This is a genomic window from Phenylobacterium haematophilum (assembly GCF_014196295.1).
In the GTDB taxonomy this organism is placed as follows: domain Bacteria; phylum Pseudomonadota; class Alphaproteobacteria; order Caulobacterales; family Caulobacteraceae; genus Phenylobacterium; species Phenylobacterium haematophilum.
Window position 1 is genome coordinate 539468 of sequence record NZ_JACIDK010000003.1, and the last position, 11460, is coordinate 550927.

At 68.9% G+C, this 11460-nt stretch carries 13 protein-coding genes; 5 read left to right on the forward strand and 8 right to left on the reverse strand.

The window, feature by feature from the left end; all coding sequences use genetic code 11:
• Positions 1 to 55 precede the first annotated feature (55 nt).
• Complete coding sequence (locus GGQ61_RS13455) at positions 56 to 2371, reverse strand: TonB-dependent receptor (RefSeq protein ID WP_183773576.1); 2316 nt, start codon at positions 2369 to 2371, stop codon at positions 56 to 58.
• 252 nt (positions 2372 to 2623) lie between these two features.
• Here GGQ61_RS13455 and GGQ61_RS13460 point away from each other — a divergent pair, with 252 nt between their 5' ends.
• Positions 2624 to 3439, forward strand: a complete 816-nt coding sequence (locus GGQ61_RS13460; protein ID WP_183773577.1) for a hypothetical protein — start codon at positions 2624 to 2626, stop codon at positions 3437 to 3439.
• A 6-nt stretch (positions 3440 to 3445) separates the two neighbouring features.
• On the opposite strand, the gene GGQ61_RS13465 is transcribed toward GGQ61_RS13460, so the two are convergent.
• Positions 3446 to 4627: a hypothetical protein gene (locus GGQ61_RS13465; RefSeq protein ID WP_221221008.1), complete on the reverse strand. Its 1182-nt coding sequence runs from the start codon at positions 4625 to 4627 to the stop codon at positions 3446 to 3448.
• Positions 4628 to 4790: 163 nt separating this feature from the next.
• Between GGQ61_RS13465 and GGQ61_RS13470 the strand changes: the two genes are divergently transcribed.
• The gene (locus GGQ61_RS13470; protein WP_183773578.1) at positions 4791 to 5267 is read left to right on the forward strand and encodes a VOC family protein; all 477 of its coding nucleotides are present in this window, start codon (positions 4791 to 4793) and stop codon (positions 5265 to 5267) included.
• On the opposite strand, the gene GGQ61_RS13475 is transcribed toward GGQ61_RS13470, so the two are convergent.
• Positions 5264 to 6097: an acid phosphatase gene (locus GGQ61_RS13475; protein ID WP_221221009.1), complete on the reverse strand. Its 834-nt coding sequence runs from the start codon at positions 6095 to 6097 to the stop codon at positions 5264 to 5266. The genes GGQ61_RS13470 and GGQ61_RS13475 overlap by 4 nt on opposite strands.
• 119 nt (positions 6098 to 6216) lie before the next feature.
• Here GGQ61_RS13475 and GGQ61_RS13480 point away from each other — a divergent pair, with 119 nt between their 5' ends.
• Complete coding sequence (locus GGQ61_RS13480) at positions 6217 to 6492, forward strand: acylphosphatase (protein WP_183773579.1); 276 nt, start codon at positions 6217 to 6219, stop codon at positions 6490 to 6492.
• A 90-nt stretch (positions 6493 to 6582) separates the two neighbouring features.
• Entirely contained in the window at positions 6583 to 7176 is a 594-nt protein-coding gene (locus GGQ61_RS13485) for a murein L,D-transpeptidase catalytic domain-containing protein (RefSeq protein ID WP_221221010.1), read from the forward strand.
• On the opposite strand, the gene GGQ61_RS13490 is transcribed toward GGQ61_RS13485, so the two are convergent.
• The 5 genes from GGQ61_RS13490 to GGQ61_RS13510 all read right to left on the reverse strand — a co-directional run bounded on the left by GGQ61_RS13490 (position 7173) and on the right by GGQ61_RS13510 (position 10594).
• Positions 7173 to 7997 (reverse strand): enoyl-CoA hydratase/isomerase family protein, encoded by an 825-nt coding sequence (locus GGQ61_RS13490; RefSeq protein ID WP_183773581.1) that lies wholly within the window; start codon positions 7995 to 7997, stop codon positions 7173 to 7175. The genes GGQ61_RS13485 and GGQ61_RS13490 overlap by 4 nt on opposite strands.
• Before the next feature lie 68 nt (positions 7998 to 8065).
• Positions 8066 to 8383 (reverse strand): hypothetical protein, encoded by a 318-nt coding sequence (locus GGQ61_RS13495; protein ID WP_183773583.1) that lies wholly within the window; start codon positions 8381 to 8383, stop codon positions 8066 to 8068.
• Between the two features lie 64 nt (positions 8384 to 8447).
• Complete coding sequence (locus GGQ61_RS13500; RefSeq protein ID WP_183773585.1) at positions 8448 to 8891, reverse strand: GNAT family N-acetyltransferase; 444 nt, start codon at positions 8889 to 8891, stop codon at positions 8448 to 8450.
• A 32-nt stretch (positions 8892 to 8923) separates the two neighbouring features.
• Positions 8924 to 9382 (reverse strand): SRPBCC family protein, encoded by a 459-nt coding sequence (locus GGQ61_RS13505; RefSeq protein WP_183773587.1) that lies wholly within the window; start codon positions 9380 to 9382, stop codon positions 8924 to 8926.
• A 66-nt stretch (positions 9383 to 9448) separates the two neighbouring features.
• Positions 9449 to 10594, reverse strand: coding sequence for a pyridoxal phosphate-dependent aminotransferase (locus GGQ61_RS13510; RefSeq protein WP_183773589.1), 1146 nt, complete (start codon positions 10592 to 10594; stop codon positions 9449 to 9451).
• Positions 10595 to 10683: 89 nt separating this feature from the next.
• Here GGQ61_RS13510 and hdhA point away from each other — a divergent pair, with 89 nt between their 5' ends.
• Positions 10684 to 11457, forward strand: coding sequence for a 7-alpha-hydroxysteroid dehydrogenase (gene hdhA / locus GGQ61_RS13515; RefSeq protein WP_221221011.1), 774 nt, complete (start codon positions 10684 to 10686; stop codon positions 11455 to 11457).
• The last annotated feature ends 3 nt before the right edge of the window (positions 11458 to 11460 follow it).

The following is an 11460-nucleotide window of genomic DNA, read 5'->3' on the forward strand; positions in this document are numbered from 1 at the left end:
CTTTCTCCTTGGCCTCGTGATGGGAGCGACCCGCCGAAGCGGGCCGCGACCGGCCTCAGAAGTGGACCTTGGCCTCGATGCCGACCCGGCGGAACGCGTCCTGGGTCAGGCTCTGGGTGTAGCCCGCGCCCGTGGCGTTGGTGTCCAGGAAGCCGGTGCCGATGCCCGAGTAGAACTGCTCGTCCAGCAGGTTACGCGCGAAGACGGTGACGCCGTAACGCCCGTCCTGGCTCTGCAGCCCGACATTCATGTTCAGCAGACCGTAGCCCGGCTGGATGGTGTTCGGATCGCGGAAGGTGAAGAACACCGACGAGCGATAGCTGTAGGAAAGGTCCGCCGTCAGGTCGAACGGGATGGATTCCAGCTGACGGTTGTAGTTGGCGCTCAGGGTGTAGGACCACATCGGCGCGTTGGTCAGCGCGCTGCCGGTGACTTCCTGGCGGCCGCCGACGCAGCCCAGGGCCGCAGTCTGGCCCGGATAGCACGCCGGGGCGAAGTCTTCGACCCGGGTGTCGGCATAGGCGACGTTGCCCGAGAACTGGAATTCCTGGTTCGGACGGTACTGGGTTTCCAGTTCGACGCCGCGCGAGCGCAGCAGGCCGGCGTTCGCCAGGGCGAAGCTGGTGGTGTTGGCGTCGTAGGTCTGGGCCTGGAAGTTCTCGATCTCGGTCTGGAACAGCGTGATGTTGAAGATCATCCGCCGGTCGAACGGCGTGGTGCGCAGGCCGACCTCGTAGTTGTTCACGATTTCCGGGGCCAGGACGTACTTGCCCGAGTTGACCGTCGCGGCGCTGAGGTTGTTCAGCAGGTTGATCGCCTTGCCTTTGTAGCCCCGTGAGTAGGTCGCATAGGCCATGACGTCGTCATTGACCTTGTACTGCAGGCCGAGCTTGCCCGAGACGTCGTCGTCGCTGGCGTTCAGGTGCGGGGCGTCGAGCGCCGGGCCGCCGAGGCTGGGAACCGCGGCGCGGGCGCCGGCCGGAATGGTGCGCAGGAAGCGCGCCTTCAGCTCCTCGTTGGTGTAGCGCAGGCCGCCGATCAGACGCAGCTGGTCGGTGACGTTGAAGGTCGCTTGGCCGAACGCGGCGTAGTTGCGGGTGCTGATCGCCCGATCGATGAAGTTCTGGAAGTACTGACCGGCCGGCAGCACCTGGCCGAAGTTGCCGAGGATCTCGGTCGTCGTGGAGACGTCCTGGTCGAAGTAGAACAGGCCCGCCACGTACTCCAGCCGCTGCCCGGCCGGCGAGGTGATGCGCAGCTCCTGGCTGAACTGATCCTGCTTCTGGTGGGCGCTGTTGATGTTCAACATCGTCAGCGGACCGCCGTCGGCGTCGTTGTTGTCCTCGACCTCGAACGCCCGATAGGCGGTGATCGAGGTCAGGGTGAAGGCCTCGAACTCCTTGTTCATTTCGACCGAGGCGCCCCAGGTGCTCTGGTCGTTGAACGCCTTGCCGTCGAAGTTGGCCTCGCGGCTGTAGGGGCCGACCTCGACGCCGGTGAACAGCGAGGCGCGGGTCGGGCCGGTGGCGCCGAAGTAGCGCGTGGTCGGCAGGATCGAGCGCACGGTGCTGACGCAGCAGTCCTGGTCGGCGCGGGTGTAGTCGAGCGTGGCGAAGAGGTCGAAGCTGTCGTCCGGGCTCCAGACCAGCTTGCCGCGCAGGCCGTAGGAGTTGAGGCCGTTGTACTTCTTGCCATCGAACCTGTTGGTGATGATGCCCTCGGATTCATTGTAGAATCCAGAGATGCGGGCGGCCAGTTCGCCGCTCTTGATGGGGATCGAGACCGAGCCCTTGGCCCGCACCTCGTCAAAAGTGGCGTAGCTCAGCGAGGCGTCGGCCTCGAACTCGCTGAGGTTCGGGCGGGCGGTGACGATGTTGATCACGCCGGCCGCCGCGTTCTTGCCGAACAGCATGCCCTGCGGGCCGCGCAGCACTTCGATCCGCTCGACGTCGTTGAAGTCGAAGAACGAGCCGGCGCTGCGGCCGATGACGACGCCGTCCAGCACCACCGACACGGTCGGCTCGACGCCGTCGGAGAAGTTGAGGGTGCCGAGGCCGCGCACCGACAGGCCCTGACCGCGGGTGTTGGCCGACGGGGTGAAGGTCAGCGACGGCGAAAGCTGCTGCAACTGCTGCAGGCCCGAGACATGGCTGTCGGCCAGCGCCTGGGCGGAGACGACGTTCACAGACACAGGCACGTCCTGCAGGCGCTCGGTGCGCTTCTGGGCGGTGACCACCAGTTCGCCGAGGGTGAACTCTTCTTCCTGGGCGGCGGCGGCGCCGGCTGAGCTGAGCGCGGCGGCCGCGGCGACTCCGGCCAGCAGCGCGTGCCGGGTGAGCGCGGAAGACCGCGTGAAGGCAGTGTGGAACATGCTTCCCCCAATTTGTTGTTCGCCAACCGTGGCGGCGTGACATCGCGATCGCGGCGCACTGGGCGCCGGCGTCAACGCGGCGGAGGTTTCTTCGCCAGGCTCAATTATGTCAACGCGAAAGTATCGTAATTGGGCGGGCGGGGATGTTTTGCGGCGGGACCCTGGCGCCGCTAACACAGTCGCGACGGCGCGAGTCGCCGCATTCTCGACAACCTTCGCCGCTTCCTTCGCCGGCTAATGTGGATTTCCCCGATGCGTCAGCCCTTCGCCGCGGTCGTCGCCGTGGCGGTGCTCGCCGCCGGCGCCGCGCAGGCCCAGAACTCTCCCGCCGCCCAGCGCGTGCTCGACAAGGCGCGCGCCGCCTCGGGCGGTTCGTCCGGCTGGAACATGCTGCGCGGCGTGCATGAGGTGAGCGAGGAGGCCGGCAAGCCAGTCGAGCGCTGGCTCGATCCGCTTCGCTATGGCCTGCGCCAGGAGACCCGGACCGACAGCGGGGCCAAACTGATCCAGGGCTACAACGGCGCGGCCGAGTGGCGGATCCTTGCCAGCGGCGCGGCCACCGGCTCGGACCGGGGACCGTACCTTGCCAAGGTGCGGGGCGAGGCCTTCTTCGCCGCCTACGGCTACTTCTATCCGAGCCGCTTCGACCTGCGCAGCACCCACGAAGGGGTGCGCCAGCACCAGGGCCGCAGCTACGAGGTGTTGCGCGTGCAGCCGGCCGGCGGGGCGCCGCGCGATCTGTGGTTTGACGCCCGCAGCGGCATGCTCGGCCGCATGGTCGAGCACGACGGCCAGGGCGCGCCGACGACCTACGAGATGTCCGACTACCGCCGGGTCGGGGCGGTGACGATCCCGCACCGGGTGGTGATCAGCGGCGGCGCCCTGGCCGCGCCGCGCGAGCGGATCGTCAAGAAGGTCGACTTCCTGCCAGCCGACCGGGCGATGTTCAGCCTGCCGCCGCCGGCGCCGCCCAAGCCCGAGCCGGCGGCCGAGCCGGTCGCGGCGCCCGAACCGCCGCCGGCCAAGCCCAAGCCGAAGCCCGCCTGGCGTCGCTGGCTCGACCGCTGAGGCGGCTCAAAACAGCAGCGCCTTCAACTCGCCGATCACCATCTGCGCGGGCATCGACAGGAACATCGCCGGGACGAACGGGGCCAGGGTGGCGGCCGCCAGCATCAGCAGGCTGCGCGGATCGACCGGGATGAAGCGCATCGAATAGACGTTCGAGACCACCTGATAGAGGTCGATGGCGGCCGAGAAGTCCGGCTCCGACAGCATCGGCCGTTCGTCGCCGCTGAACCAGCTCCGTTCGAACTGCACGCCCATCTCGCTGGCCAGGACGCCGTATTCCAGCGCCCCCTGCCGCCAGGACTGCATCAGCGGCCGCATGAAGAACAGCAGCGGCCCGACCGCCAGGGTCATCGCCAGCGCCGCCACGCCGCCGATCAGCAACAGATTGGTGAAGGGCGTGGCCAGATCGTGCCGATAGACGTAGCCGAACCGGCCGGCGACGATGGCCCCCAGGCCCATGCCGACGATGCAGAAGGCCCGCACGGACTGCGAAAGGAAGCCGAGCCCGCCGGCCTGGTCGGGATGCGCCGACACCAGCCTCAGGTTCATCTGCGAGACCTCGCGCAGGAACCAGGCCCAGTTGGCGATTCGCCACAGCCAGCCGAGCAGCAGGGCCAGCAGCAGCGGCACGCTGACCACGCCGTGCCACCATCCGGCCGGCGACAGTCCGCCGGCGTCGGGCGCCACTTGCCATGCCGCCTGCCGCAGGATCTGGGGCTCGAGCATTACGATGACCGCAACCTGCGAATAGACGAGCAGGATGACGATCGCCTCGGCCCACAGCGAGTGGACGCGCCGGCGGGTGGCTTCGAGCGCCTCGCGCACCCGACGCTGATCGTCCTCGCCGAGCAGACCCGAGACTTGGAAATGATAAGCGATGCGCCCGAGCCGCCGCGCGCAGACGACGTGGCCCAGCACCAGCAGCGGGGCGGCGATCGCGTAGCGCGCGTGCACCCCGATGTCCTCGACGAAGCTGTAGAGGACGCCGGGCCGCCCCAGCACGATGTCAATGGCGACCAGCACGGCCAGCGGGATCCAGGCGATGCCGAAGGTCAGCACTGCCCGGACGGTGGCGTTCGGGGCGATGGGCGAAGGCAGGCGCGCCAGCGCCGTCAGCCGCCGGGGCGGGCCGCCCTCGAAGATCGACTCGACGCCGAACGTCGGCGGGATGGCTGCCTGATGGACCAAGGTCGGCGTCCTTTCGCCCGCGAAGCTTGGGCGCGCGGGCGCTGGCCCGGCAATCGGGTCTTCTACCGATGTCGGATTGCGGGGCGCTGGTTCGTCCTTGGCCCATGCCCCGTTTAGGGGCGCAATCGCGGGCGCGGCGCGCCGCCCTGGTGAGGAGGACGACATGCACAAGATCCACCCGTTCCTGTGGTTCGACGGCCAGGCCCACGAGGCGGCCGAGCTCTACGTCTCGCTGTTCCCGAATTCGAAGATCGTTTCGACGACGCGCTATCCGCCCGGATCGCCGGGCGGCATGGACGGCCAGGTGATGACGGTGGAGTTCGAGCTGGACGGCCAGCGGTTCACCGCGCTGAACGGCGGGCCGCACTTCAAGTTCAACGAGGCCGTGTCGTTCGTTATCGATTGCGAGGACCAGGCCGAGGTCGATCGCTACTGGGACGGGCTGATCGCCGGCGGCGGCGCCCCCAGCCAGTGCGCCTGGCTGAAGGACCGCTTCGGGGTGTCATGGCAGGTGGTGCCCAAGGCGCTGCCCCGGCTGATGAGCGACCCGGATCCGGCCAAGGCCGGGCGGGTGGTCCAGGCCATGCTGAAGATGAGCAAGATCATCGTCGCCGACCTGGAAGCCGCCCACGCGGGCTAGCCGTTCGCCAGGGCCGCGGTCTCGGCCGCGCAGTCGCGGGTCGGCAGGTGGCCGGCGGCGCGGGCGGCGAGGATCTCGGCCTTGGCCGCTTCTATGTCGGCCTTGAAGTCGGCGTTGTCGTGCAGCTTGGCGACCGTCGCCGCGCCCATCATCCGCCCTTCCTCGGTGTCGCTCAGCCAGTGGACGTTGCAGACCACGCGGCTCTGGGTGAAGGCGCGGCCGCGATGCAGGACCTCGGTGGCGCGGTCGGGCGCAGCCTCGGCCAGGATCAACGCCCAGCCCCAGCCGATGGCGCTATGGCCGGAGGGATATGAGCCGTCCTTGCGCAACTCGGCCTCGTCCTGCGGCGTGCACATCGGGGCGTTGTTGACCATGAAGGGCCGCGGCCGCTGGAATTTGGTCTTGGTCGGATAGGTCGACAGGCCGGTGTCGACCAGGGTCCGGCGGAGCATGGTGTAGAGCCGCGGCGTGGTCTCGGGGCTGACCTTGACGCCCAGCGCGCAGGAGAAGGTCTCGGCGGCGGCCGGGAACTTCAGTTCCGCGTCCTGCACCGCCACCGACCATCGCGCGCTGCCGTTCAGCTCGACGGCCGCCTTGGCTGAGGCGTCGTCTCGCGCCTGGGCCGGAGAGCCCGCCGCCGGTGGACCAGGGAGGATCGCCAGGCTGTTGGGCGCGCTGCCCATCTGCATGTAGCCCGCCAGGTAGCCGGGGCGGATTTCGGGGATCGGCTTCGGCTCGGCCTTGGCCTCGACCTGCGGCGCCTGGCCGCCCGGCGCCGCGCAACTCGCCGCCATCGCCGCGATCGCCGCCACCCATGCATGCCTGATCATCGCCGTCTCCCTCGCTGTCGATTCCTTGCACCCTAGGCGAGTGACCATACGTCAGCATATCGGGCGGGCTCCTGATCCTGACATTGAACCGCCACGCCGCGCGGCGCATGCTGGGGGCCATGGAACGTCGCGCGATCAGATTGCGCATAACCGGAGAGGTGCAGGGCGTCGGCTATCGTTGGTGGGCCGAGCGTCAGGCGCGAAGGCTGGCCGTGGACGGATGGGTGCGCAATTGCCCCGACGGATCGGTTGAGTTGCTGGCGATCGGCGACGAGGTCGCGCTCGAGCGGCTGACCGAGGCCTGCCGCGGCGGGCCGCCGACGGCGTCGGTGGCCGGCGTGCAGACCTTGGCCGCAGACGACGACGGCAGCCTAGGGTTCGCGGCGCGCAGCTAGGCCCTGCGACAGGTCGGCGCATTTTCGCCGCAGGCGGGTGTCATCGGCGGCGCGCGACCCTAGATTTGCGGCTTAGCCAGGGAGCCGAACGTGGACGGACAGCTTCATCGCCGCCGCTTGATGCAGGCGGCGCTCGCGACTTTCGCCGCCGGTGCGGCCTGGCCGGCCCTGGCTGCCGCGACCCCGGCGCTCGTCTCGGTGGCCCGCCGCGGGCTGGAGCGGGCTGGCGACAGCGTGCGCTATCGCGACATCGTCGGGATCGCCGACTTCACGGCGGCCTCCAAGACGCCCCGCTTCCATCTCGTCGACCTGCGCAACGGCGCGACGACCAGCCTGCTGGTGTCGCACGGACGCGGGTCCGATCCCGGCCACAGCGGCTGGCTGCGCTCGTTCTCCAACGAGGTCGGATCGGCGGCGACGTCGCAGGGCGCCTACGTCACCGGCGACTACTATGTCGGCAAGCACGGCCGCTCGATGCGGCTGCAGGGGCTCGATCGCTCCAATAGCAACGCCGAGTCGCGGGCCATCGTCGTGCACGGCGCCTGGTACGTTAGTCCGAAGATGGTCGCCCAACACGGCATGCTCGGCCGCAGCGAAGGCTGCTTCGCCTTCGACGAGGCCGATCTGCCGCAGGTGCTGGCCCGGCTGGGGCCGGGCCGGCTGCTGCTGGCCGGTAAGTACTAGCGGCCCTGGAAGTCGGCCGGGCGCTTTTCCAGGAAGGACGTCATCCCCTCCTTGAAGTCCTGGGTGCGGATCAGCTGCAGGAACTGCAGATAGACGTGGTGGACGTGGTCGTTGAACGTCTCCGACAGGCCCATTCGCATCAGCCGCTTGGCCGACTGCACCGCCAGCGGGGCGTTGGCCGCCATCTCCAGGGCGATCTCGCGGGTCTTGGCGGCCAGTTCCGCGTCGGGGACCACGTGGTTGACCAGGCCGAGTTCCAGGCTCTCCTTGGCCGACAGCGTGCGGCCGGTGAAGATCAGCTCGGCCGCCTTCGCCCAGCCCAGCAGCCGCGGCAGGATCCAGGTGCCGCCGCTTTCCGGCACCACCCCGCGCTTGACGAAGGCCGCGGCCATCTTGGCGCTCTCGCCGGCGATGCGGATGTCGCAGCCCATGGCGGTGTCCATGCCGTAGCCGGCGGCTGAGCCGTTCAGCGCGCAGATGGTCGGCTTGTCCATGGCGAACAGCACGGTCGGCGGGGTGTTGCGCAAGTCGATGTTCACCGAAACGGTCGAGACCTGCTTGTCCGAGCCGATGCCCGAGCCCTGCGTGGCGTCGACCAGGTCGAGTCCGGCGCAGAACGCGCGGCCCGTGCCGGTCAGCACGATGACCCGGACCGCGGGGTCCTCGTTGGCCTTGATCAAAAGTTGGGTCAGGCGGGCCAGCATCGGTCCCGAAATGGTGTTCAGTCGCTCGGGCCGGTTCAGGGTGAGAGTGGCGATGCCGTCAGCCACCTCGTAGAGAACCTCTTCCGACTTGGGGGTCGTTTCCACCGCCGCGCTCATCGTCGCTTCCCTTTATGGCGTAAATTAATGGGGCCAGCCTATGCGCGGCGTAGGGGAGCGGCAAGGGCCTAGGAGGCGCGGCGCCGCGAACTGACCAGCAGCCAGAGCCCGATTATGATCGCCAGCTGGCAGAGCGCGGCCAACGCTGCGCTCATGGCCAGGCCGAGAGTCATCATCACCCGGTCGCAGGCCTGGGTGTCGCAGTTGAAGACGATGATCTGGGCGATGAGGCCGGCTGCGCCGATCAGGGTGAGCAATGCGCCCGCCGCCGCTCGTCCTGGCGACAGACGAAGCGGCGGAGGAGCGCCGGGCGGCGGATCGAGGGAGGACCGCCGCGGACCGAGCTGTCGCTGCGGCGTCTTCAGAGGGTCGGACAGAAGCGCCATAGCAACCTCCTGGTCACTGCAACGTCCGAATAGAGGCCTTGGATGCAGTCCGCCTTGATCGTCGTCAAAGCCGCGCGGCGCGGTCCTTGCGCATGCGCCAGACCTCGTGCTCGCCGCCGGCGAAGGCGATGGTCTTGATCCCCTCGACCACGAACCCGAGCCGCTCGTAGAAGCGCCGGGCGTTGGGATTGACGGTGAACACCGACAGCGTCAGCGGACCGTCCGTCTGCGCCTCCGCCCACGCCATCATCAGCGCTCCGACGCCCTTGCCCTGCGCCGCCGGACCGACGAACACGTTGGACACGTGGGCGCCGACCACTTCGATGAAGCCGACGATCTCCCCGTCCACGACCGCCACGGCGCGCTGGTCGGCCGGCTCCAGCGGCTCGTGCGGGCCGAACGACTCCGGCGGCATGTGCGCGCCGTACGACGTCAGCGCCGCTGAGGCGGCGATGGCTTGGCACGCCGGGCGATCGGCTTCGGCGAAGGGGCGGATCTGGACGCTCATCTAGCGACTTTGCGTCAGACGCGGCCCGGCGGCTAGAGCGCCCTGGCCACCTCGACCAGCTGATCGAGGCAGATCCCCCAGCCTTCGTGGAAGCCCATCTGCTCGTGGGCCTGCTTGTCCTCGACCGTCCAGTGGCGGGCGGTCGCGGTGTAGCGGGTCTGGCCGCCGCCGAGATCCTCGAAGGTGATCGTCCCGACGAAGAACGGCTTGTCGGAGGGCGTCCAGGCCTCGGTGAAGGCGTCGGTGAAGACGATCTTCTCCCCCGGGGTGACGTCGAGATAGACGCCGCGGTTGGGATATTCGTTCCCGTCCGGATCCTTCATGACCACGAAGCTGGTCCCGCCCGGGCGCACGTCGGTCTCAGCGACCGGAACCGTGAACGGCTTGGGCGCGAACCACTGCTTCATCAGTTCGGGCTCGGTCCAGCCGCGGTACAGCTTGTCGGCGGGGACGTCGACGATACGGGTCAGGACGAGTTCACGGTCGGTCATGTCGATCTCCTTGCGGTCTTGCCCCAAGGACGCCGCTGACGGCCGCGATGCGACATCGGCCCGGAATTATTTCGCGCTGGCCGCGGCCTGGGCGGCGAACCAGGGCTCCAGCCGCGCGATCGCCTCCTCGATCTCCGGCGTGGAGACCGCGAACGACATGCGGATGAAGTGGCGACCCTCGACCGGGTCGAAGTCGACGCCCGGCGCGGTGGCGACCCCGGTGTCCTGCAGCAGCTGCTGGCAGAAGCTGAGGCTGTCGTTCGTCAGGTGGGCGACGTCCGCATAGATGTAGAACGCGCCGTCGGGCGGGGCGATGGCCGACAGGCCAAGGCGGGGCAAGGCTTCCAGCAGCAGGGCGCGGTTGGCGCGGTAGACCTCGATATGGCCTTCCAGCTCGTCCTCGCTGTCCATCGCCGCCAGCGCCGCGTGCTGCGCGAGCGAGGGCGGGGTCAGGAACAGCGCGCCCATATAGGCGATCGCCGCCTTCACGTGGTCGGGCGGCGACAGCAGCCAGCCCAGCCGCCAGCCGGCCATGCTGAAGTACTTCGAGAACGAGTTGACCACGAGGGCGTTCGGCTCGAACTCCAGCATCGAGCGCGCCGGCTCGATATAGCTCAGCCCGTGATAGATCTCGTCCGAGACGATCTTGATGCCGCGCTCGCGGCAGACCTTGGCGATGGCTTCCAGTTCGGCGGCCGGAATGATGGTCCCGGTCGGGTTGGCGGGGCTGGCGATGATCACGCCGGCCGGGGCCGGATCGAGGGCGGCGATGCGCTCGGCGCTGAGCTGGTAGCGCTCGTTCGCGCCGCAGGCCAGCTCCACCGGCTCGATGTGCAGGGCCTTCAGCGTGTTGCGATAGGCGACGTAGCCGGGCCGGGCCAGGGCGACGCGGTCGCCGGGATTGAACGACGAGGCCAGGGCCAGCACCAGGGCCGGCGAGGCGCCGCAGGTCAGGGTGATGCGGTTCGGCGCGACGTCCACGCCGTACTTGTCCTTGTAGTGCTTGGCGATGCGCGCCTTCAGGGCGGGGCTCTCCCAATAGCCCATCGGATCGCTGTCGAGCACCCGGTGCGCGGCCTCGATCGCGGCCTTCGGCGCCCCGGTCGAGGGCTGGCCGAACTCCATATGGATCACCGAGCGGCCCTCGGCCTTCAGCCGATGGGCCAGGCCGCTGACGGAGATGGCGTGGAACGGATCGATGCGCAGGGACATGACCGATGCTCTGGCGCAGCCCAGCGGCCAAATCAAGGAGCCCTCCGATCTCGCGGCGCGTTAGCTTCGAAACAGCGACGGAGGCCGAGATGGCGACGGGCGTTCATGAACTGCTGGCGCTGACCGATCAGGTGGCGATCGTCACCGGCGGCGGGGCGGGCATCGGCCGGGCCATCGCATCGCGCTTTGCGATGGCGGGCGCGGCGGTGGTGATCGGCGACCGAGATCTGCCCGCGGCGCGCAGCCTCGCCGATGAGGTGGCCGGGATGGGAGGCCGGGCCATCGCTGTCGCCTGCGACGTCACCCGCGAGGAGGATCTGGACGAGATGGTTCAGGCCGCCGTCGGGCGGTTCGGAGGCGTGACGATCCTGGTCAACAACGCCGGCGGCGGCGGACCCAAGCCTTTCGACATGCCGATGGCCGACTTTGTAAGGGCCTTCGAGCTGAACGTGTTCTCGATGTTCCGGCTTTGCCAGCTCTGCGCGCCGCACATGAAGGCGGCCGGCGGCGGGGCGGTGCTGAACATCACCTCGATGGCCGGCGAGAACCGCAATGTGCGGATGGCATCCTACGGGGCCTCGAAGGCGGCGGCGAACCATCTGGCCCGCAACCTCGCCTTCGACCTGGGACCGCTGGGGGTGCGGGTCAACGCCATCGCGCCGGGCGCGATCCGGACCCAGGCGCTGGCCAGCGTGCTGACACCCGAGGCGGAACGGGCGATGCTGCGCCATACCCCGCTTGGCAGGCTGGGCGAGCCTGAGGATATCGCCAACGCGGCGCTGTTCCTGTGCTCGCCGGCCGCCTCCTGGATCAGCGGTCAGGTGCTGACCGTCAGCGGCGGCGGGGTGCAGGAACTGGATTAGACG